This window comes from Streptomyces xanthii (assembly GCF_014621695.1).
GTDB classification, from domain to species: Bacteria; Actinomycetota; Actinomycetes; order Streptomycetales; family Streptomycetaceae; genus Streptomyces; species Streptomyces xanthii.
Genome location: NZ_CP061281.1, coordinates 3530290 through 3551420, shown reverse-complemented (window position 1 = coordinate 3551420; position 21131 = coordinate 3530290). Strand labels below are relative to the sequence as shown.

Below are 21131 nucleotides of genomic sequence, written 5' to 3'. Positions count from 1 at the left end.
GGGCCCAGGATGGATACCAGAGCGGGACGGCAGGAACCGGAAGCCACCGGGCGGGCCGAGCCTCCTCGACCACGCACCGGACCGCCGGTGTCCCAGCCACCCTTCACATCCCTTGGAGATTGATCCTCATGAAGCACGTCAAGAAGGTCTCGAAGCGCGCCCGCGTCATCACCGGCACCTCCCTGGCTGCCGCGATCGCCCTCGGTGGCTTCGGCGCCTACTCGGCGAGCGCCGCCGACTCCGCCCAGTCCGCCGCCCCGGCCGTCGCCGCCGCGAACGTCAAGGGCAACACCACCACCACGACGACGCACCTCACCATCGACGCCGCGTCGAAGGCCGCCCAGGCCGCGCTCGACGCCGCCGAGAAGGAGGGCCAGCGCGTCTCCGTGGCCGTCGTCGACCGCAACGGCAACACCATCCTGACCCTGCGCGGCGACGGTGCCGGCCCGCAGTCCTACGAGGCCGCCGAGAAGAAGGCGTTCACCGCCGTCTCCTGGAACGCCCCGACCTCCGAGCTGGTCAAGCGCCTCGAGAACGCCCCGACCCTGAAGGACATCCCGGGCACCCTGTTCCTCGGCGGCGGCGCCCCCGTCACCGCCAAGAACGCCCCGATCGCGGGCATCGGCGTGGCCGGCGCCCCGTCCGGCGACCTGGACGAGAAGTTCGCCCAGGCCGGTGTCGCCGCCCTGAACGGCTGACCCGCCCCCTGAACCTCCGGCGGCGCCAGGCACACCCCAGTCCTGGCGCCGCCGGAGCCGTCCGCCGACCGCCCGGCCCCGCCTGTCCCGGGCCGGGCGGTTCGCAGACGGACCGTTCAGCTGACCGGACGGGTCCCCCACGTCACGTGTCCCGCACCACCGAGAAAGGATCGTCGCTGTGTCCCTGCCCCTGGCCGTCAAGGTCGCCGTCACCCGGCTGCACGCGTCCCGGATCCACCTCGCCACGGTGACCGCGGCCGGGATGTCCAGGACCCGATCGACCGCCACCCGGAGAGCCGCCATGAACCCTCAGCACCGTGCCCTGCTCGACGCCGCCGCCCTCGGTGACGCCGACGCCGTGCGGGCCGCCCTCGCCGACGGCGCCCCGACCGAGATCCGCGACGCCCACCAGCGCACGCCGCTGCTGCTCGCCGCGCTGAACGACCGGGTCGAGGCCGCGCAGGCGCTCGTCTCGGCGGGCGCCGACGCGGACGCCAAGGACGACCGCGAGGACAGCCCGTGGCTGGTCACCGGCGTCACCGGCAGCGTCGCCATGATGCGCGCGCTGCTCCCGGCCCGCCCGGACCTGAAGCTCACCAACCGCTTCGGCGGCATCTCGCTGATCCCCGCCGCCGAACGCGGCCACGTCGACTACGTCCGCGCCCTGCTGCGCGAGACCGACATCGACGTCGACCACGTCAACCGGCTCGGCTGGACCGCGCTCCTCGAAGCCGTCATCCTCGGCGACGGCGGCCGCGCCCACCAGGAGATCGTCGAGCTCCTCATCACCGCCGGCGCCGCGCCCGGCCTGGCCGACGCCGACGGCGTCACCGCGCTGGAGCACGCCGAACGCCGCGGCTTCACCGAGATCGCGGGTCTGCTGAGGGCCGTACGATGACGCGCCGCACCCTGACCCACCGCGCCCGCCTGTCCCGTACGGCGGCCCTCGCGCTGGCCTCCGCCGCCCTGCTCGCCGGCTGCTCGACGGCCGCCGACGGAGCGGACGGCGCGTCGGAGGCGGCCGAGGCCCCGGCGTCCGCCTCCTCGTCCCCGGTGCGCAGCCCCGGCCCCGAGCCGAGCGGCAGGACACCCGACGGGACGCTCCTGGTCGCCGACTTCGGCGCCGACACCGTCACGTTCGTCGACCCCGAGAAGGGGCCCGTCGACTCGGTGAAGGTCGGCGCACACCCGTACGGGCTCGTCGTCGGTGAGGACGGCCGCGCCTGGGTCGCCACCGCCGAGGGCGTCGCCGTCGTCGACACCGACCGGCGCGAGCGCCTGGACCTCATCGCGTACGAGACCGACGACCTCGGGCCCGTCACCGGCGGCGAGTACCGCGGCGGCGGCATGGGCATCGCGATCGCGCCCGACGGCGAGCACGTCTACGTCGGCGTGAACGTGCCCGGCGGCAACGGCACGGTGGAGACCATCGACACGAAGACCCGGAAGGTCACCGAGACCACCGACGTCGGCCGGCGCCCGTTCGACGTGGACGTGTCCCGCGACGGCCGCGAGGTGTACGCGACGGACCACGACTCGTTCGACGTCACCGTCGTCGACGCCCGCACCCACGACACGCGCCGCATCGAGGTCGCCCCCTACGGCACCGAGGGCGGGCTCGGCTCCTGGCTGAAGCCGCACTACGCGGCCGTGCGGGCCGACGGCAAGCTGCTGTTCCCGTTCGAGGGCGAGCGCCTCGTCGTGCTCGACCCGAAGACCGGGAAGTCGGTCATCGAGAAGATGACGGCCAACACCCATCAGCACGGCGTCACGATCGCCCCCGACGGCACGCTCCTCGCCGTCGGCACCGGGCCGATCGACCCCTCGCAGGACGAGGGCCCGTCGCTGACCGTCCGCAGCAAGGACGGCGAGGAGAAGGTGATCCCGCTGAAGGGCCCGCACGAGGACGTCGCGGTGTCGAAGGACGGGAGGACCGCGTACGTCACCGGCGGCTTCACCCGTGACGGCTACTGGAACGGCATCACCGTCGTCGACCTCGACAGCGGCGACACCCACCGACTGGCCGCCGGTGCCCGCCCCCTGGGCATCGCGGTCCTCTGACCGGGCGGTTCCCTCGCCCGCGCCATAGGATCACGGGGTGCGCACCCCCCGCCTCCCCGTGATCCTCCTGGCGCTGGCCGCGGCGGCCGGCTGCGGCGGGGTACAGGGTGAGCCCGGCGGTTCCGGACTGCGCGACCCCTACTTCCCGCGGCTCGGCAACGGCGGCTACGACGTCACGCACTACGCCCTCGACCTCGCCTACGACCCGGCCTCCCACCGGCTGACCGGGACGGCCGTCCTCACCGCGCGGGCCGCCAAGGACCTCAGCGCCTTCGACCTCGACCTCGACGGCATGACCGTGCGCGGCGCCACCGTCGACGGCGAGCGGGCCGTGGTCAGCCGCACCGGCACCGAGCTGACGATCCGGCCGCGCGACGAGCTGCGCGCGGGCCGCACCTTCCGCACCACCGTCCGCTACGACGGCGAGCCCGTCACGATCACCGACCCGGACGGCTCCCAGGAGGGCTGGCTGCGCACCGCCGACGGCGCCCTCGGGCTCGGCGAACCCACCGGGTCCATGGCCTGGTACCCGGGCAACCATCACCCGTCCGACAAGGCGACGTACGACATCACGGTCACCGTCCCCAAGAGCGTGCAGGCGATCTCGAACGGGGAGCTGCGCGGGCGGAAGGACACCGCGGACGGCCGTCGCACCACCTGGTCCTGGCACGTGGCCCAGCCCATGGCCAGTTACGTCACCACGCTCGCCGTCGGCCGCTTCACCACGCGGGAGAGCCGCACCCCGGGCGGGATACCGGTGTTCACGGCCGTCGACCCGACACAGGCCGGGGCGAGCGGGAAGGTCCTCGCGCGGCTCCCGGAGATAGTGGACTGGGAGACGAGGACGTTCGGCCGCTACCCCTTCGGTTCCACCGGCGCGATCATCGACCGGGACGGGGACTCGGGCTACGCCCTGGAGACCCAGAACCGCCCCGTCTTCCCCGGCACGCCCAGCGTCGGCACCCTCGTCCACGAGCTCGCCCACCAGTGGTACGGGGACAGCGTCACCCCGAAGACCTGGCGCGACATGTGGCTCAACGAGGGCTTCGCCACGTACGGGGAGTGGCTGTGGGAGGAGCACGACGGCGGCGCCACCGTCCAGGAGACCTTCGACGCCCGCTGGTCCACCCCCGCCTCGGACCCCATCTGGGCCTTCCCGCCCGCGCACCCGCCGGACGCGGCGCACATATCGGACCCGCCCGTCTACGACCGGGGCGCGATGGTCCTGCACCGGGTCCGCGGTGTGATCGGGGACCGCGCCTTCTTCGCCCTCCTCAAGTCCTGGCCCGCCGACCACCGGTACGGCAACGCGGACACGGCCGACTTCACGCGGTACGTGGAACGGCGCAACCCCGGCAAGGAGAAGGCCCTTGCCGGGGTCTGGGAGGACTGGCTCTACGGCTCCGGGAAGCCGCAGAGCCCGTGACCGCAGAACAACGCGCGGTGCTCGGTGCTTAGTTGACGTTCACAGCGGCCCAGGTCGCGGCGACCGCGGCCCGCTCGGGGCTGCTCGCGCCGTACAGGTCGGAGGCCGCCTGGAGGGTGGCCGTGCGGGCGCCCGCGTAGTTGGTCGTGGACGTCATGTACGTCGACAGGGCCTTGTACCAGATCTGCAGGGCCTTGTCCCGGCCGATGCCGGCGAGCGTGGAGCCGTCGTAGGTGGGCGAGTTGTAGGACACGCCGTTGACGGTCTTCGCGCCGGAGCCCTCGCTCAGCAGGTAGAAGAAGTGGTTGGCGACGCCCGACGAGTAGTGCACGTCGAGGCTGCCGACCCGCTTGTTCCAGTAGTCGGCGCTGGAGCCGTCCTTGCTGGGCTTGTCCATGTAGCGCAGCGGGGTGCCGTTGCCGCGGATGTCGATCTTCTCGCCGATGAGGTAGTCGCCCGGGTCGGCGGCGGTGTTGGAGTAGAACTCCACGCCGGTGCCGAGGATGTCCGAGGTGGCCTCGTTCAGACCGCCCGACTCGCGGCTGTAGTTGAGCTTCGCCGTGGCGGCGGTGAGGCCGTGGCTCATCTCGTGGCCGGCCACGTCCAGCGAGGTCAGCGGGTTCGTGTTGTTGGTGCCGTCGCCGTAGGTCATGCAGAAGCAGCTGTCGGACCAGAAGGCGTTGACGTACGCGTTGCCGTAGTGGACGCGGGAGTAGGCGGCCTTGCCGTCACCGGCGATGCCGTTGCGGTTGAACGCCGTCTTGTAGAAGTCCCAGGTCTCGGCGGCGCCGTAGGCGGCGTCGACGGCGGCGGTCTGGCGGTTGGCGGAGGTGCCGTCGCCCCAGTTGTCGTCCGCGTCGTGGAAGAGGGTGCCGGTGCCGGTCGTACCACCGTTGAGGTCGTACGTCTTGTGGCCGCCGCGCCCGCCGTCGAGCAGGTCGTAGCCGCCGGAGGCGGCCGTGGTGCCGAGGGTGACGGTGCCGCTGTACTCGCTGACGCCCGTGCCGGTCTCGATGGCCTGGTACGAGAAGAGCTTCTTGCCGCTGGTCGCGTCGGTGACGACGTGCAGCTCGCTCGGCGTGCCGTCCTTCTGCTTGCCCGTGACGACGCTCTCGTACGCGAGGACGGGGGCCTTGGCCGGGTTGCCGGCCCAGATCACCTTGCGGGTGGAGTCCGCGGCGGCGCCCTTGATGGAGCTGTCGGCGGCGACGGCGGCCTTCTTGGCCGACTTCGTGCTCAGGCCGGCGTCGGTCGACGCCACGGCTATCGAGCCCTTGCGGGCCTTGGTGGAGCCCTTCAGATCACCGTTCTTCGCCGTGTGGACGACGAGGTCGCCGCCCAGGACGGGCAGACCGTCGTAGGTGCGCTCGTAACGGGTGTGCGTGGTGCCGTTCGCGTCCTTGACGACGTCACGGGCGACGAGCTTCTCGCCGGCCGCGAGCTTCAGGTCACGTGCGGTGGAGCTTGCGTCGGCCTGAGCGTCCTTCAGGGCGGTGGCCCGCTGGGACGCGCTGAGGGTGAGCGCGGTGGCGCCCGCCGCACGGTCGGCAGCGTTGGCCGTGGTGCCGGCCTGAACGCCGATGACGACCATCGCGGCAGAGGCGACGAGGGCGGCGACGCGGGGAGCGGTGGAGCGGTGAGTCACTCGAACTCCTTCAAGTACCCGGTGGGGAAGGGTGCGTGGGGGGTAGCGGAGAGAGAGTGACACCAGTCGACTCGCGTTTGACAGAACGCCATCAAGATTTTGCCAGTTCATGTCCGATTGGACTGGCTCAATGTCCGGTAATCGACGGCACGCGCGCGCAGGAACGGTCGTGCGGGGCACGGAAGTTGGGGTCGAAACCCGCTGGGGCGGCGCCTTGATGATCGACTACGCTCGGGCGCCATGACGACCGGGACACCCAGGTGCAACGAGAACGCGGACAACATCGCAGACACCACTGAAACCACCGAAACCACCGAAACCGCCGACACCATCGAGACCGGGACCCTGAGCGTCCCCACCCCCGACGGCACGGCCGACGCGTTCGCCGCGTTCCCCGCCGGGGGCGGCCCGTACCCCGGGATCCTGATGTACCCGGACGGACTGGGCATTCGGCCCGTACTGCGCGAAATGGCCCAGGAGTTGGCGGGTCACGGCTACTACGTCCTGGTCCCCAACGTCTTCTACCGGCACGGCCCCACCCCCGTGATCGACCTCCCCGACCACATCGGCGCGGCGGAGCGACCGCAGATCATGGGCCAGGTGATGCCCCTGATCGAGGCGCTCGACGCGGAGCGCGTACGGGCCGACGCCGAGGCGTATCTCCGCTTCCTCGCGGATCGACCCCAGGTGAGCGCGGGCCCGGTCGGGGTCACCGGCTACTGCTTCGGCGGCCTGCTCGCCGTCCGCACCGCGGTGGCGTACCCGCAACGGGTGGCCGCCCTGGCCGCGTTCCACGCCCCGGTCGCCGCCGACGGCACGGCCCCGCTGGCCGCGATCACCGCCCCGATCCACTTCGGCCACGCCGCGAGCGACCTGACACCGGCCGCCCTGACCGACCTCAACGCGGCCCTCACCGAGGCGAACCTGGACCACACGTCCGAGATCTACCCGGACACGGAACACGGCTTCACGATGAGCGACACGGACGCCTTCAGCGAGCCGGGCCTGAAACAGCACTGGGACCGCCTGCTGCCGCTGCTGGAGCGGGCCTTCTGATCGGAGGGGCGGCCGAGCATCCCGAACTGTGGTCGTTCCTGGAGGGACGGTCGTCGTCGGCGCCGTCGACCGCGAGCGGCGCCGGCTCTCGCTCGGGCGGGCGGAGCCGTAGCGGGGGCCCCGGGGTCGGGATGCGGGGCGTTCGCGGTGGTGGGAACGTGGAGAGTGAGCCGTGGTGTGCGCTTCGAGCACAGGAGGTCCGTCATGACGACCAAGACCACGTGGAACGCCCAGATCGAGATCACCGAAGAGGGCAGCAAGGTCACCGCCGACGCCACCCTGATCGGCAAGGGCGGGCAGCGGATGACGGGGCACGGTGTCGCCCGCTGCAATCCCGCGGACCAGAACGACCCCGTGATCGGCGACGAGCTCGCGGCGGCCCGGGCCCTGTCGGATCTCACCGGCAAGCTGAGCGACAACGCCGCCCGTGACATCGAGTCCCACACCCACAAGCCGGTGACCGGCTCGCTGGTCTGAGCGCGGGCTCGGAGATCGGGCTCAGAGTTCCTTGCGCATGACCCGGCAGTCCCGGCCCAGGTCACGGTCCTTGCGGCGGTCGATCTCCGCGTAGCCGAGGGCGGTCCAGAAGGCCTGGGCCTTCGGGTTGTTCTCCAGGACGGCCAGCCGCAGGGCCGTGCGGCCCCGCGCCCGGAAGTGGTCCTCGACCGCCCGTGCCGCGGCGCGGCCGTGTCCCGAGCGGTGCGCGCGGGAGTCGACCAGGAGCAGGCCCAGCCAGGGGTCGGGATCGGCCGGGTCGGGATGGTGGGCCATCGTCAGGGCCAGCGCCACGACCCGGCCGCCGGAGCGGGCCAGGAACGCCTCCGCGCCGGGCTGCGACAGATCGTCGGCGAGGGCCGCCGCCACCTGTTCCGTCGTGATCGCGTCCGGGTCGGGGAAGTCCCCGCTGAGCGCGAAGAACTCCCTGTTCGACGCGTACAGCTCCGTGATCTCGGTGAGCAGCTCACCGGGCAGGGCGTGTTCGGGGCCGGGGTCGAGCGATTCGATCAGCACGGGTCGAGGGTAGACGGGCCGGGATGTCCCGGGGGTGACGGTCACCCCGGCCGGCAAATCCGTTGCGGACCGGCCCGCCCGGCGCGCACCATGCCCGCGTGACCACTTCCACGTACACCCCGCGCCCGCTGACCGCCCCCGCCACCCCGGCGCGGCGACAGCAGCGGACGCGCCCGGGGCGGAGGCCGATCCCGCCCGTCGCGTGAGCGGGGCACTGGTCGCGGGGCTGCTCGCCGGGTACGGGATCGCCGTACCGGTCGGCGCCGTGTCGGCCTACCTCGTGTCGCTGACCGCCCGCACCGATCTGCGTACGGGCGCCTGCGCGGCCCTCGGCGTCGCCACCGCCGACGGGCTCTACGCCATCGCGGCGGTCGGCGGGGGCGCGGCCCTCACCCCGCTCGTCGAAGGCATCCGCACCCCGCTGCGCTGGGGTTCCGTCCTCGTCCTGCTCGCCCTCGCCGCGCACACCGCGGTGACGGCGCTGCGGCGGCGCGGCGACCCCGGCCGGGACGGGCCCACGGGCCTCGCGCCCGGCCGCGCCTACCTCGGCCTCCTCGGCATCACGCTCCTCAACCCCATGACGGTCGTCTACTTCACCGCCCTCGTCCTGGGCGACACGGACACCGTCACCGGGAGCGGGCAGCGCGCCCTGTTCGCGATCGCCGCGTTCACCGCCTCCGCCAGCTGGCAACTCCTGCTCGCCGGCGGCGGCGCCCTCCTCGGCCGCGGCCTCACCGGCCCCCGCGGCCGGCTGGTGACCGCGTGCGCGTCGAGCGTGCTCATCGCGGGTCTCGCGGTGCGGCTGGCGCTGACGGGTTAAGAAGGGCGGGTGAGACAGGCCGGACCAGGGTTGACCCTCGACCTTGTGCAGGGCCCAGAGTCCCGGGTGTGGAGAGCGACATGCGCAGCATCGGTGAGGTGGGCCGGGAGAGCGGGCTCGGGGTGAGCGCCCTGCGGTTCTACGACCGCGCGGGCGTGCTCGTCCCGGCCTGGGTGGACCCGGTGAGCGGGTACCGCTGGTACACGGACGGGCAGCTCGACGAGGCCCGGCTGCTCGCCAGGCTGCGCCGGGCCGGGATGCCGCTCGCCGACATCCGGCTGGTCACGGCCGGATGGTCGGGCGCCGACTCCGATCTCGTACGGCACCTGCTCGACGCGCACCTGCGCCGGCTCGAACAGGGGCTGTCCCGGGCCCGCGAGGAGTTCTCCGCACTCCGATCACTGCTCGCATCGAGGGAGAACCCCGTGGACACGACGACCACCGGCACCGCACGCACCCGAGTGACCCTGGCCGCGAGGGAGTTGGCGCAGGCCGTCGACGCCGTCCGGTTCGCCGTGAGCGCCGACCGCGAACTGCCCGTGCTGGGCGGCGTGCTGTTCGACATCGAGGGCGACGGGCTGCACGCCGTCGCCACCGACCGGTACCGGATGGCCGTCGCCCGGGCGGCCGTCACCGGGCACGAAGGGGGCCGGACCCAGGTCGTCGTGCCCGCCGCGCTCGCCGACGCGATGCGCGCCCTGTCCGCCGGCGACGAGGACGCGCCGGTGCGGCTCGCCGTCGAGGACGGCCGTGTCTCGCTGGAGGCGGGGGACCGGCAGACGGCCGGACGGGCCGTCGAGCACGACTTCCCCGACTACCGGCGCCTCCTCCCGCCGGGCGGAGGGCGCCGGGCCCTCGTCGACGTCGCGGCCTTCCGCGCCGCCCTGGAGTCCGGCCCCGTACGGTCCGACGAGACCGGGGAACACGAGCTCAGCGTGCTCCGCGTGACGGACGACGGCACCGTGACCCTGTGCGCCGAGGGGGAGAACGACGCGGAGTGCGTCGCCGTCAACCGGGCCTACCTCCTGGACGCGCTGGCCGCCGGAGGCCGCGACCGGCTCGTGCTCGAACTCGCCGCCCCCACCGCGCCGGTCACGATCCGCCGCCCCGACGACGAGACCACCTTCTCGCTCCTCATGCCCGTCCGCCTTGAGGACTGAGACCACCGGCCCGGGCGCGCGGACGCGGGCCCCGGCCGCCCTGCCCCGGGCCTACCTCCTCTGGCTCGGCGGCATCCTCGTCTCGCTCCTCGGCAACGCCGTCTTCTCCTTCGCCCTCGGCTGGGCCGCCGCCGCGCACGGCGGCACCGTCGCCGGCCTGGCGCTGAGCGCCATCACCCTGCCCCGCGTGCTGCTTCTCCTGGTCGGCGGCGCCGTCGGCGACCGGGTGAGCGCGCGCCGGGTGCTGATCGCGGGCGACGCGGCGATGCTCGCCGGCACGCTGCTCCTGGCCGCCGTCGCGTACCGGCTCGGGACCCCGCCCTGGCTGCTCGTCGCGACCGGCATCGCCCTCGGCACCGTCGACGCCTTCTACCTGCCGGCCTCCGGATCCATGCCGCGCCGACTCGTCGCCGACGACGCGCAGTTGCCGCGCGCCCTGTCGCTGCGGCAGGCGGGCGGGCAGCTGATCGCGATGGGCGGCGGACCGCTCGGCGGCGTCCTGGTCGGGTTCGCCGGACTCGTGGGCGCGGCACTCGTCGACGCCGCCACCTTCGCGTGCGCGCTGCTCGTCCTCACCGTCGTACGGCCACGGGATCCGGCGGCGACCGGGAACGACGCGCGGGACGGGATCCTCAGGGAGGCGGCGGAGGGGGTGCGGGTCGCGTTCGCGCACCCCGTGCTGCGGCCCGGGCTCTGCCTCACGGGCGCCGCCGCGGGCTTCCTGCTGCCGGTCATGGCCCTGCTCGTCCCGCTCCTCGTACGGGAACGGGGCTGGGGCGCGGCCGCCGCCGGGCTCGTGATCGGGGCGCAGGGCGTCGGCACGGTGGCGAGCACCCTGGTCGTCGTGAAGCGGGGGCCGCTCGGGCCGCCCGGACTGCTGTCGGCCGCGGCGCTGCTGCCGGCCGCCGCCGGCGTACTGGGCCTCGCGCTCGCGCCCGGGGCGCCGGCCGCCGTCGTCGCGGGGCTCGTCGTCGGCGCGGGCAGCGGGATCTTCGCCGCGCACATCGCGCCACTCGTCCTCGCGACGGCGCCGGAGAGCCATCTCTCCCGCGTGCAGGCCGTGCTCGTCCTCGTCCAGAGCCTGGCCCTGCTGCTCATGAACAGCGTGCTCGGCGCGTTCGCCGACCTCGCGGGCGCCGGCCTCGCCCTCACCGGGTGCGCCCTGCTCCTCGCCTGCACGGCGGTCGCGGGGCTCGCCTCGGGCCCGCTGCGCCGCGACCGTACGGGGCTGTGACCGTCCTTCGGGCCCGGCCGCACATGCGCCGGGCCCCCGGCACACGTACACGTGCCGGGGGCCCGGTGGTGCTCCGAGCCCGGCGGAGCCGGGTGCGTCGGGGCGGACGGATCAGACGTTGACGCCGAAGTCCTGGGCGATGCCGACGAGGCCCGAGGCGTAGCCCTGGCCGACGGCGCGGAACTTCCACTCCGCCCCGTTGCGGTACAGCTCGCCGAAGACCATGGCGGTCTCCGTGGCCGCGTCCTCGGAGAGGTCGTAGCGCGCGATCTCGGCGCCACCGGCCTGGTTCAGGATGCGGATGTACGCGTTGCGCACCTGGCCGAAGTTCTGCGAGCGGGACTCCGCGTCGTAGATGGAGACCGGGAACACGATCTTGTCGACGTCGGCGGGCAGCGCCGCCAGGTTCACCGCGATGGCCTCGTCGTCGCCGGCGCCCTCACCCGTGCGGTTGTCACCGGTGTGGACGATGGACTGGTCCGGCGTCTGCTTGTTGTTGAAGAAGACGAAGTGGCCGTCCGAGTAGACCTTGCCCTGCGTGTTCACCGCGATCGCCGAGGCGTCGAGGTCGAAGTCGGTGCCGGTGGTGGTGCGGACGTCCCAGCCGAGGCCCACGGTGACGGCGGTCAGGCCCGGAGCCTCCTTGGTGAGCGAGACGTTGCCACCCTTGGACAGGCTTACTGCCATTGTGGGAGTCCTTCCCTCGTTAAGTTGCGCGTGTGCGCGTGCGTACGTAACCGAAGCTACTCGTACCCCTATGAACGCAACCGGGGTACCCGAGGGTTCCAGCTCTCTTTACTTTCTTTACCGGGGAAAACCGGGTGACGGCACCCGTACGCGCACGCGACCATGGACGCATGTCCGGTCCCTATCCCATCCGCGGTTCGGTCGTCCTTCCGGAGGCCGAGCTCGTCTGGCGTTTCTCCAGGTCGTCCGGGCCGGGCGGACAGCATGTGAACACCAGCGACTCGCAGGTGGAGCTGAAGTTCGACCTGGCCGCCACGAAGGCGCTGCCGCCGGTCTGGAAGGAGCGGGCGCTGGAGCGGCTCGCCTCCCGGCTGGTGGGCGGGGTCCTCTCCGTCCGGGCCTCCGAGCACCGCTCCCAGTGGCGGAACAGGGAGACGGCCGCGGTCCGGCTGGCCGCCGTGCTGGCCGAGGCGACCGCGCCGCCGCCGAAGCCGCGCCGGCCCACGAAGATTCCGCGCGGGATCAACGAGCGCCGGCTCCGGGAGAAGAAGGCTCGGGCCGAGACGAAGCGGGGTCGCTCCGCTCGGGACTGGTGACCCGTCCCCGTCTGCCGGGTGCGCTCTCGTCGCGGGCCGCGGCCCGGTGGGGGCTGGTCGCGCAGTTCCCCGCGCCCCTGGAAGGCAGCGGCTTCGCCGCGCCTTCCCCCGACAAAGTGCACCCCGCGCCCCTGAAATGCATGCCCTTCGGGCGCATTTCCCCGATGCCCCAGCCCCCGACTAGATGGCGCACGCAGTGCGCATCTCAGGGGAAGGCGCGGCGAAGCCGCATGCCTTCAGGGGCGCGGGGAACTGCGCGACCAGCCACGACGGACCCGCAGCCGCGCACCGGGCGCACTCGGCAGATGAGAAGGCGCCCCCCGCCCTAGCCCAGGTGGCGGTAGCGGCCCCGGAAGTACATGAGCGGGCCCCCCTCGACGCTGGGAAGCGCCGCGCTCAGGACCCGGCCGATGACCAGCGTGTGGTCCCCGGCGACAACCCGCTGCTCCGTACGGCACTCGAGCGTCGCCAGCGCCCCGCCCACGAGCGGCGCCCCCGTCCGCTCCCCCCGCACGTACGGGATGTCCTCGAAGAGGAGCCGGTCGCTGAGGCGGCCCTTCATGGCGAACCGGCCCGCGATGTGGCTCTGCGACTCCGCGAGGACGGACACCGCCCACAGGGGCTGCTCGTCGAGGAGGTCGTCCATCCGGGAGTTGTTGCGCAGTGAGACGAGGACGAGCGGCGGGTCGAGCGAGACGGACATGAAGGCCGTAGCGGTCATGCCCGCGTACTCGCCGGTCGGGGCGGCCGGGTCGTCGGGATCGAGGTCGGGTTCGGTCGCGGTCAGCAGGACGACCCCCGAGGCCAGGCGGGACAGGGCGGCGCGGAACTCGTCGTGGCTCACGCCTTCAGGATGCCCGGCGGGGACGGCCGGGACGAGGGAGGCGGGCGGTACGGGCGCGGCAGGGGGAGTCTTCAACACGCGTACGACGCTAATCGCCCGGCCCGGCGCCCCGCATCGGACCCGGGGCCGAGCCAGGACCTAGGTCTCCCGGCGGAACCGGATCCTCCGTTCAATCGTCCAACCCATGTCGATCGCTTGTGACTTGAGTCACAGGGCGCCCTTTTTGTTGACCCTGTGTACCGGGTGAGCTGCTCGCTGTGATTCAGTGGCGGTCGACACTGCGAAATGAACGTGCTGCTGCACGTGCGAACAGAGCCGATGAGAATTCTGGAGTGCTGTCGAGGTCTCGGGGAGAGCTGAGCATGGAGACCGAGTCGGAGCCCTACGTCCGTCTTGCGACCCTGCGTCAGCTGCACCAGGTGATGGCGGACATGAACACCGCCCGCAGCCTGGCCGACACCCTGCAGACCGTCGCCGACGGTGTCGTCACCGGACTCGGGTACGAGCTGGCCTGTGTGAACCTCGTCCGCGGTGACGGCGACCTGGTCGTCGCCGCCTTCTCCGGCAACCCGACCGCCGAGGCCCTGATCACCGGCCGCGTCGGCTCCCGCACCTCCTGGGACCGCAGGCTCGCGATGGGCGAGGCCTGGGGCGAGCTCCGCTTCATCTCGCACACCGAGGGCTGGATCCTCGACGAGGACGACGTCCCGCAGTGGTTCACCGACGGCCCGCCGCCCCGCTTCGAGGACGAGTGGCACCCCGCGGACCGCCTCTTCGCCCCCATGTACGCGACGGGCGCCGCCGGCGGCGAGCTGCTCGGCGTCATCTCCGTCGACCGCCCGCGCAACGGGCGGCGGCCCGGCGCCTGGGGCCGCGAGGCCCTCCAGATGTACGCCTTCCAGGCCGCCATCGCGATCAGCAACGCCCGGCTGCGGGCCAACATGCAGCGCGCCCTGGTCCGCCTGGAGCGCGAGCAGCAGGCCCTGCGCGCCAGCGAGGAAAGCTTCCGCCAGGCCTTCGAGTACGCGCCCTCCGGCATGGCCATCGCCGAGATGGGCGGCGACCAGCACGGCCGGATCCTGCGCACCAACGACGCGCTGTGCCGGCTGCTCGGCCGCCCCGCCTCCGCGATGCGCCGCTACTCCTTCTCCGACCTCGTGCACCCCGAGGACATCGGCACCCTGCTGCGCACCTCCGCCGAGGGCGGCCGCGCCGAGCTGCGCCTGGCCCGCCGCGACGGCACCTACCTGTGGGTCTCGCTGCGCAACTCGGTGGTGGCCGACGCCGCCGACGGCCCCCGCTTCCTGCTCACCCACGTCGAGGACATCGAGGAGCGCAAGCGCCGCGAGCTGCACCTCGCCCACCGCGCCTCGCACGACTCGCTGACCGGGCTGCCCAACTCGGCGGAGCTGCGCGCCCGCCTCTCCGCCCGGCTGTGCATCCGCCCGCAGGACGGCCGGCCCAGCGCCGTCGACTCGCTCGACGCGGCGTACGGGGACCAGAGCGCCCACGCGGCGGTGGACTCGAACGGGCACGGCTTCGACTTCGGCGCGATCGTCCCGCACACCTCCGGCCTGTACGAGGGCTACGACGGCTTCGACCACCACGTGCACGTCGTGGCCCCCGACGGCGAGGGCGTCGACGACGGCACCAAGGGCCTCGCCGTCCTCTTCTGCGACCTCGACGGCTTCAAGTCGATCAACGACCGCTTCGGGCACAACGCGGGCGACGCGGTCCTCATCGAGGTCGCCCGGCGGTTGACCAGCGGAGTCCGCGACGGGGACACGGTCGCCCGGCTCGGCGGCGACGAGTTCGTGGTGCTCGCCGACGGGCTGTGCCGCGCGGACGCCGAGGACCTCGCGGTCCGCCTGCGCAACGCGATCATCCCCCCGATCCGGGTGGACGGCCGGGCCGTCCGCGTCGGCGCCAGCTTCGGCATCGGCTGGGCGCACTGCGGGATGACGGCCGAGGAAGTGCTCCAGTCCGCCGACCAGCGGATGTACGTGGAGAAAAGATCACGTGCCAAACAGCACAGGCGGGCGGGCTGACCTGGGGCGCCCCGCCTCCACCGGTCTCGGTGAGGTCAAGGCCACTCCTTGGGCTTCCCCATACCGGGTACGCTCCCCCGGTAAGCACACGTGTAGGGAGTGATCAGGGATGGCGCCCGGCAACAACGGCGCGAACACCACGCCCGAGGGCGACGACCCGTTCGGCTATCTGTACGCCGACGGTCAGGCGGCCGGGGCGACCCCGCCGGACGGCGGGGGCGGTGGCTACGGCTACCCGAACTCCCGCACCCCCCGCACCTCGTACAACCAGGTCCGCGCGGTCGGCGAGCGCCAGTACGGGCAGCAGGTCCCGCCGCAGCAGCAGACGGCGGCGTACGGCCAGCAGACCGCCGCGTACGGCCAGCCCAACGCGCACTACCAGGCGCCCGAGACGGTGCACGGCGCCCCGTCGCAGCCCGGCCCGCCCCAGGCGGCCTCGCACGGGCGCGGCTCCGGCGGCCGGGGCTCCGGCGGTCCGAACACGAAGGCGCTGCTGATCGGCGCGGTCGCCGTCGTGGCCGCCGTCGTCATCGGCATCGGCGTGGCCATGCTCGGCAACGACACGGACGACAAGGGCGGCGAAGCGGGCGGTCCCGCGTCGAGCGCTCCGGCGCAGACGGTCGAGCCGAGCCAGGAGCCGTCGAAGCAGCCGGCCAAGCCGGGCCCTCTGCCCAAGACCGACGCGAAGAAGCTGACGCTGGCCGGCGGCACCTCCATCTCCGCCGAGGTGCCGGGCGCGAAGGCCGCGGGCGGCCAGTACGTCGCGGGCTTCAGCCAGCCCGGCGCCGCGCTGACCTGGACCGTCAGCGGCATCCCGAAGGACGGCCAGTACAAGCTGCACGTCGACTACGGGGTCCCCGGCAAGGACTCCGACGCCACGATCGACGTCAACGGGACGAAGCAGCAGCGCCCGCTGAACATGAAGAACTTCGCACAGGCCGAGGAAGGCGACTGGGCGAAGGGCTGGACGAACACGTGGGCCATCGTCCAGCTCACCAAGGGGACGAACGCGATCACGATCTCCTGCGCCGAGGGCAACCAGTGCAACGCGAACTTCGACCGCCTCTGGCTGACCCGCAGCTAGTCGCTCACCCGGCCTCGGCGCGCTCGCGCACCTCGGCCTTCGCCAGCAGGTCCTCGTAGGTCGCGCGGTCGAACTCGCCGGCCACCGGGGCCACCACCGTCGCCGCAGACAGGGCGACGGCGCGGGCCAGCCGGTCCGGCCAGGGCAGCTTCTCCACCCAGGCGCTGAGCAGGCCCGCGACCGCCGAGTCGCCGGCGCCCGTCGGGTTGCCGGACAGCCGGTCGGGGGCCGGGGCGCGCCACTCGCCCTCGGGGGTGAGGGCGACCAGTCCCTCCGCGCCCAGGGAGGCGACGACGCTGTGGGCGCCGCGTCTGCGGGCGTCCTTCATCGCGCCGAGCGGCTCGTGCGAGCCCGTCAGCTCGGCCAGCTCGTCCGCGTTCGGCTTCACGATGTCGGGGCGGGCCGCGATGCCGCGGCGCAGCGGCTCCCCGCTGGTGTCGAGCAGCACGGGCACGGACACGGCGCGCGCGGCCCGTACGAGGGTGGCGTAGGCGCCGACCGGGACGCCCGGCGGGAGGCTGCCGCACAGGGCGACCGCGGACGCGGAGCGCAGCAGCCGCTCGTAGGACTCCTGGAAGGCGGCCCACTCGGCCGGGGTGATCAGCGGGCCCGGCTCGTTGAGCTGCGTCGTGTCGCCGGTCGTGGCGTCGACGACGGCGATCGTGCGACGGGTCGGCCCCGCGACCGGCACCAGCGCGTCCCGCACCCGCTCCGTGCCGCGCAGCCCCGCGCGCACCTGCTCGCCCGTCGGGCCGCCGGCGAAGCCGGTCACGGCGGTCTCGTGGCCGAGCGCGGCGAGCACCCGGGCCACGTTGAGCCCCTTGCCGCCGGGCCGTTCGGTGACCTCCGTGACGCGGTGCGAGGCGTGCGGGCGCAGCGCCTTGACCCCGTACGTGATGTCGAGTGCGGTGTTCAGCGTGACCGTGAGGATCATCGGCCCTCACCCCCCGTCGGATACGCGCACGTGCCGGAGCCGTGCGTACTTTCGGTAACGGGGGCCGATCATGCCAAAGAGGCGGCGGTTGGCCCAGCCCCCGGAGCGAGGGCCGGTTCAACCAACAACGATGTCAGGCCAGTTCGGGCTCGACCAGCCACTCGCCCTTGCGCATCACGCCCTTGAGGTCGAACGCCTCGTCCAGGACCACGAGGTCGGCGTCCTTGCCGGGCTCCAGGGAGCCCACCCGGTCGTACACGCCCAGCAGTTGCGCCGGATTGGCGGAGATCGCGCGCACGACGTCCTCGACCGGAATCCGGTCGATCGTCGCGGCCCGCTTGAACGCGCGGTCCAGGGTCAGCGTCGAGCCCGCGATCGAGTTGCCCTCCACCAGGCGCGCCACGCTGTCCTTCACCTCGACCTCCAGCGGGCCGAGCATGTAGCGCCCGTCGCCGAAGCCCGCCGCGTCCATCGCGTCGGTGATGAACGCGACCTTCTCGCCGCCCTTGTGATGGAACGCCAGCTCCAGGGCGGCCGGGTGCAGATGCGTGCCGTCGTTGATGAGCTCGACGGTGATCCGCTCGTCCTCCAGGAGCGCGGCGATCGGCCCGGGCGCGCGGTGCCCGAGGCCCGGCATCGCGTTGTAGAGGTGGGTGGCGACCGTGGCGCCCGCGTCGATCGCCTCGACCGTCTGCTCGTACGTGGCGTCGGTGTGGCCGATCGCCGCGATCACCCCGTGCTCGGCGAGCAGGCGCACCGAGTCGATGCCGCCGGGCAGCTCGGTGGCGAGCGTGACCATACGGGCCTGGCCGCGCGCGGCGTCGATCAGCTTGCGCACCTCGGCCGGGTCCGGGTCGCGCAGCAGCGTCTCATCGTGGGCCCCCTTGCGGCACGGGGAGATGAACGGGCCCTCGAAGTGGATGCCCGCGATCTCGCCCTGCTCGGCCAGCTCGGAGAGGATCCCGGCGCGCCGGGTCAGGAAGTCGACCTCGCCGGTCACCAGGGAGGCGACGACGGTGGTGGTGCCGTGCAGACGGTGCGTCGCGACGCCCTTGAGGACCTCGTCGACGCTGCCGGAGGTGAAGGAGGCGCCGCCGCCGCCGTGGTTGTGCATGTCGACGAAGCCGGGGACCACCCAGTGGCCGGACAGGTCGACGGTCTCGGCGCCGTCCGGGGTGACCCCGGCGATCCGCGTGCCGTCGACGACGACGCGTCCGTCGGCGACGGTCCCGGTGGGCAGTACCACCCGGGCACCGGCGAGCACCTTTGCTGTGGCCATCAGGCGGTTACCTCCGTGTTGTCCGTGCTGTCGGCTTCGGCTTTCTCGGGGTGCTCGGTGGCGGCGAGCAGGTCCCAGGCGAGGAGGCCCGCGCCCAGGCATCCGGCGGTGTCCCCGAGGACGGCCGGGACGATCGTGGGGGGCGACTGGAAGGTGACGCGTTCGGCGACCGCGGCCCGCAGGGGTGTGAACAAGGTTTCCCCGGCCTCGGCCAGACCGCCACCGATGATCAGGGTGCGCGGGTCCAGCAGAGTGAGAGCGAGCACCAGTCCGTCGGCGAGGGCGTCCACCGCGTCCTGCCAGACCTTCGCGGCGAGAGGGTCCCCGGCGTCGACGGCCCGGGCGCAGTCCGCGGCGGTGGCCTTCGCGTCGCCGCTCGCCTCCCGCCAGGCCAGGGTGACGGCCGAGGCGGAGGCGTACCGCTCCAGGCAGCCGCGCTGGCCGCAGCCGCAGGGCGTCCCGCCGGGCCGTACGACGACGTGGCCGATCTCGCCCGCCGAGCCGTGCGCGCCGGGCTCGATCCGGCCGTCGATCCCGATGGCGCCCGCGATGCCGGTGCCGAGCGGCATGAACAGGAAGCGGTCGGCGTCGCGGCCCGCGCCGAGCCGGCCCTCGCCGAGCCCGCCGGTGCGCACGTCGTGGCCGAGGGCGACCGGGATGCCGCCGAGCCGCTCGCTGAGCAGGGCCCGCATGGGCACGTCCCGCCAGCCGAGGTTCGCGGCGAACAGCGCGATGCCGTGCTCCTCGTCGACGACGCCGGGCACGGCGACGCCGGCGGCGACGGCGCTCTCGCCGTGATGCTCCTCGCCGTACGCGCGCAGCTCGGCGGCGAAGTCGAGGATCGTTTCGACGACCGCGTCCGCGCCGCGCTCGCGGTCCGTCGCGCGGCGCGCCTGGTGCAGGAGCGTGCCGTCCGCCCCGACCAGGGCGGCCTTCATTCCGGTGCCGCCCACGTCCAGGGCGATGACATGTCTCACGGGGAACAGTGTCGCGCGTCCACCCATAAGAGGTCTAGTCCACTAGGGCGACCACTCGGCGGCGGTTCAAGATCGTCGCGGAGCGCGATCACGATAAAGGGGCGCCGCCCCCGCAACAACCATGAAAGAACCACAACTTGAGGAATCATGAACTCCGCTTTCGGGCGTAGCCTCGTACGGCCGTGTGGCCGACGCCCGAACGTGCGTTTCCGATCCGGCCCGCCTGTGGTGTAGACCTTCTGTCCGAGGGCCGTGGGAGAGACCCGGGGCCGACCGACCAGGGTGGGGGACCGGCAGTGCGCAAGGGGAGGACAGCCCTGACCGCGGCGGCCGCACTGGCCGTCGTGGCCACGTCGTCGCTGCTCACGGGGTGCGGAGCCACAGGCTCCGGTGACGTGACGCTGAAGCTCGTCGCCGCCGACTACGGCGACTCCGAGGACAACACCTCGCAGAAGTACTGGGACGCGCTGACCGACGCGTACGAGAAGGACCACCCCGGCGTCCGCGTCGACGTGGAGGTCTACTCCTGGGAAGACGTCGACGCCAAGGTCAAGGCGATGGTCGACGCCGGGGATCCGCCCGACATGGCCCAGGTCGGCGCCTACGCCGACTACGCGGCCGCCGGACAGCTCTACCCCGTCTCCCAGCTGCTCTCCGTGCCCGTCCAGGCCGACTTCCTCGGCGAGATGAGCCGGGCCGGCGAGGTCGGCGGCACCCAGTACGGCATGCCGTTCGCCGCCTCCACGCGCCGCCTCTTCTACAACAAGAAGCTCTTCGCGCAGGCCGACATCGAGCCCCCGAAGACCTGGTCCCAGCTGGTCACCGCCGCCCGCGCCCTCAAGGCGCAGGGCGTCACCTACCCCTTCGCGCTGCCGCTCGGCGGCGAGGAGGCCCAGGCCGAGACCCTCATCTGGATGCTCTCCAACGGCGGCGGCTACACCGACAACGTCGGCTCGTACTCCATCGACACCCCGCAGAACGTCCGCGCCCTGAACTGGCTCAAGGACGACCTCGTCGGCGCCGGACTCACCGGCCCCACCGCCCCCGCGCGCCTCAACCGCACCCCCGCCTTCAAGGCCTTCGCCAACGGCGAGGTCGGCATGCTCTCCGGGCACCCCACCCTCATGAACATGGCCAAGGCCAAGGGCGTCGCCTACGGAGACGTCGCCGTGCCCGGCCCCGACGGCACCCCCAAGAGCCGCATGGGCGTCACCGACTGGATGATGGCCTTCAAGGAAGGCGGCCACGCCAAGGCGGTCGGCGCGTTCCTCGACTTCGTCTACAGCGAGAAGAACGTCCTCGACTTCTCCCGCGAGTACACCGTCGCCCCCGTCACCGCCTCCGCCTCCGACGAGATGCGCGACGCCCCGCAGGACAAGGCCCTCAGCCCCTTCATCGACGAGCTCGCCGGCGCCACCTACTACCCGGCGAACAAGACGTCCTGGCCCGAGATCAGCGCCGAGATCAAGAAGCAGATCGGCGCCACCGTCGCCCCCAACGGAAGCCCCGCGTCCGTCCTCGGCCGGATCCAGAACGAGGCGGCGGCCGCGGAATCAGCCGAGTAGCGTGGG

General features: G+C 72.9%; 20 protein-coding genes. 13 read left to right on the top strand and 7 right to left on the bottom strand.

Annotation, left to right across the window (positions count from 1 at the left end):
• Nucleotides 1-128 precede the first annotated feature (128 nt).
• The 4 genes from IAG42_RS16055 to IAG42_RS16040 all read left to right on the top strand — a co-directional run bounded on the left by IAG42_RS16055 (nucleotide 129) and on the right by IAG42_RS16040 (nucleotide 4185).
• The gene (locus tag IAG42_RS16055) at nucleotides 129-698 is read left to right on the top strand and encodes a GlcG/HbpS family heme-binding protein (RefSeq protein WP_188337676.1); all 570 of its coding nucleotides are present in this window, start codon (nucleotides 129-131) and stop codon (nucleotides 696-698) included.
• Between the two features lie 301 nt (nucleotides 699-999).
• Complete coding sequence (locus IAG42_RS16050; RefSeq protein ID WP_188341422.1) at nucleotides 1000-1596, top strand: ankyrin repeat domain-containing protein; 597 nt, start codon at nucleotides 1000-1002, stop codon at nucleotides 1594-1596.
• A complete protein-coding gene (locus IAG42_RS16045) occupies nucleotides 1593-2759 on the top strand; it encodes a YncE family protein (protein ID WP_188337675.1) in 1167 nt (388 codons plus the stop codon). The genes IAG42_RS16050 and IAG42_RS16045 overlap by 4 nt, the downstream gene beginning before the upstream one ends.
• 37 nt (nucleotides 2760-2796) lie before the next feature.
• Nucleotides 2797-4185, top strand: coding sequence for a M1 family metallopeptidase (locus IAG42_RS16040; RefSeq protein WP_188337674.1), 1389 nt, complete (start codon nucleotides 2797-2799; stop codon nucleotides 4183-4185).
• A gap of 28 nt (nucleotides 4186-4213) precedes the next feature.
• Here the strand turns inward: IAG42_RS16040 and IAG42_RS16035 are convergent, their stop codons facing one another.
• Nucleotides 4214-5776, bottom strand: coding sequence for a M4 family metallopeptidase (locus IAG42_RS16035; protein WP_223206409.1), 1563 nt, complete (start codon nucleotides 5774-5776; stop codon nucleotides 4214-4216).
• A gap of 384 nt (nucleotides 5777-6160) precedes the next feature.
• On the opposite strand from IAG42_RS16035, the gene IAG42_RS16030 reads away from it, so the two are divergent.
• Nucleotides 6161-6886 (top strand): dienelactone hydrolase family protein, encoded by a 726-nt coding sequence (locus IAG42_RS16030; protein WP_223206408.1) that lies wholly within the window; start codon nucleotides 6161-6163, stop codon nucleotides 6884-6886.
• Between the two features lie 204 nt (nucleotides 6887-7090).
• Complete coding sequence (locus IAG42_RS16025; protein WP_188337671.1) at nucleotides 7091-7363, top strand: DUF1876 domain-containing protein; 273 nt, start codon at nucleotides 7091-7093, stop codon at nucleotides 7361-7363.
• A gap of 21 nt (nucleotides 7364-7384) precedes the next feature.
• Here IAG42_RS16025 and IAG42_RS16020 read toward each other — a convergent pair whose 3' ends face one another.
• Nucleotides 7385-7897 (bottom strand): GNAT family N-acetyltransferase, encoded by a 513-nt coding sequence (locus IAG42_RS16020; protein WP_188337670.1) that lies wholly within the window; start codon nucleotides 7895-7897, stop codon nucleotides 7385-7387.
• 202 nt (nucleotides 7898-8099) lie between these two features.
• Between IAG42_RS16020 and IAG42_RS16015 the strand changes: the two genes are divergently transcribed.
• The 3 genes from IAG42_RS16015 to IAG42_RS16005 all read left to right on the top strand — a co-directional run bounded on the left by IAG42_RS16015 (nucleotide 8100) and on the right by IAG42_RS16005 (nucleotide 11111).
• Entirely contained in the window at nucleotides 8100-8717 is a 618-nt protein-coding gene (locus IAG42_RS16015) for a LysE/ArgO family amino acid transporter (protein WP_188337669.1), read from the top strand.
• A gap of 80 nt (nucleotides 8718-8797) precedes the next feature.
• Nucleotides 8798-9877: a DNA polymerase III subunit beta family protein gene (locus IAG42_RS16010; RefSeq protein ID WP_188337668.1), complete on the top strand. Its 1080-nt coding sequence runs from the start codon at nucleotides 8798-8800 to the stop codon at nucleotides 9875-9877.
• The gene (locus tag IAG42_RS16005; protein WP_188337667.1) at nucleotides 9867-11111 is read left to right on the top strand and encodes an MFS transporter; all 1245 of its coding nucleotides are present in this window, start codon (nucleotides 9867-9869) and stop codon (nucleotides 11109-11111) included. Before IAG42_RS16010 ends, IAG42_RS16005 begins: the two co-directional genes overlap by 11 nt.
• Before the next feature lie 111 nt (nucleotides 11112-11222).
• On the opposite strand, the gene IAG42_RS16000 is transcribed toward IAG42_RS16005, so the two are convergent.
• Entirely contained in the window at nucleotides 11223-11798 is a 576-nt protein-coding gene (locus IAG42_RS16000) for a TerD family protein (RefSeq protein WP_188337666.1), read from the bottom strand.
• Between the two features lie 170 nt (nucleotides 11799-11968).
• Here IAG42_RS16000 and arfB point away from each other — a divergent pair, with 170 nt between their 5' ends.
• Nucleotides 11969-12394: an alternative ribosome rescue aminoacyl-tRNA hydrolase ArfB gene (arfB, locus tag IAG42_RS15995; RefSeq protein ID WP_188337665.1), complete on the top strand. Its 426-nt coding sequence runs from the start codon at nucleotides 11969-11971 to the stop codon at nucleotides 12392-12394.
• Between the two features lie 325 nt (nucleotides 12395-12719).
• Here the strand turns inward: arfB and IAG42_RS15990 are convergent, their stop codons facing one another.
• Nucleotides 12720-13313: a flavin reductase family protein gene (locus tag IAG42_RS15990; RefSeq protein ID WP_384626448.1), complete on the bottom strand. Its 594-nt coding sequence runs from the start codon at nucleotides 13311-13313 to the stop codon at nucleotides 12720-12722.
• Between the two features lie 287 nt (nucleotides 13314-13600).
• On the opposite strand from IAG42_RS15990, the gene cdgB reads away from it, so the two are divergent.
• Entirely contained in the window at nucleotides 13601-15286 is a 1686-nt protein-coding gene (cdgB, locus tag IAG42_RS15985; RefSeq protein WP_188337663.1) for a diguanylate cyclase CdgB, read from the top strand.
• 109 nt (nucleotides 15287-15395) lie between these two features.
• Nucleotides 15396-16370 (top strand): carbohydrate-binding protein, encoded by a 975-nt coding sequence (locus tag IAG42_RS15980; protein WP_188337662.1) that lies wholly within the window; start codon nucleotides 15396-15398, stop codon nucleotides 16368-16370.
• 4 nt (nucleotides 16371-16374) lie between these two features.
• Here IAG42_RS15980 and IAG42_RS15975 read toward each other — a convergent pair whose 3' ends face one another.
• From IAG42_RS15975 to IAG42_RS15965, 3 genes are all read right to left on the bottom strand, one after another.
• Entirely contained in the window at nucleotides 16375-17304 is a 930-nt protein-coding gene (locus IAG42_RS15975) for a 1-phosphofructokinase family hexose kinase (RefSeq protein ID WP_188337661.1), read from the bottom strand.
• Nucleotides 17305-17437: 133 nt separating this feature from the next.
• Nucleotides 17438-18583 (bottom strand): N-acetylglucosamine-6-phosphate deacetylase, encoded by a 1146-nt coding sequence (nagA, locus tag IAG42_RS15970; RefSeq protein WP_188337660.1) that lies wholly within the window; start codon nucleotides 18581-18583, stop codon nucleotides 17438-17440.
• The gene (locus IAG42_RS15965) at nucleotides 18583-19560 is read right to left on the bottom strand and encodes an ROK family protein (RefSeq protein ID WP_188337659.1); all 978 of its coding nucleotides are present in this window, start codon (nucleotides 19558-19560) and stop codon (nucleotides 18583-18585) included. The genes nagA and IAG42_RS15965 overlap by 1 nt, the downstream gene beginning before the upstream one ends.
• A 296-nt stretch (nucleotides 19561-19856) precedes the next feature.
• Between IAG42_RS15965 and IAG42_RS15960 the strand changes: the two genes are divergently transcribed.
• The gene (locus IAG42_RS15960; RefSeq protein WP_223206024.1) at nucleotides 19857-21125 is read left to right on the top strand and encodes an ABC transporter substrate-binding protein; all 1269 of its coding nucleotides are present in this window, start codon (nucleotides 19857-19859) and stop codon (nucleotides 21123-21125) included.
• Nucleotides 21126-21131 lie beyond the last annotated feature (6 nt).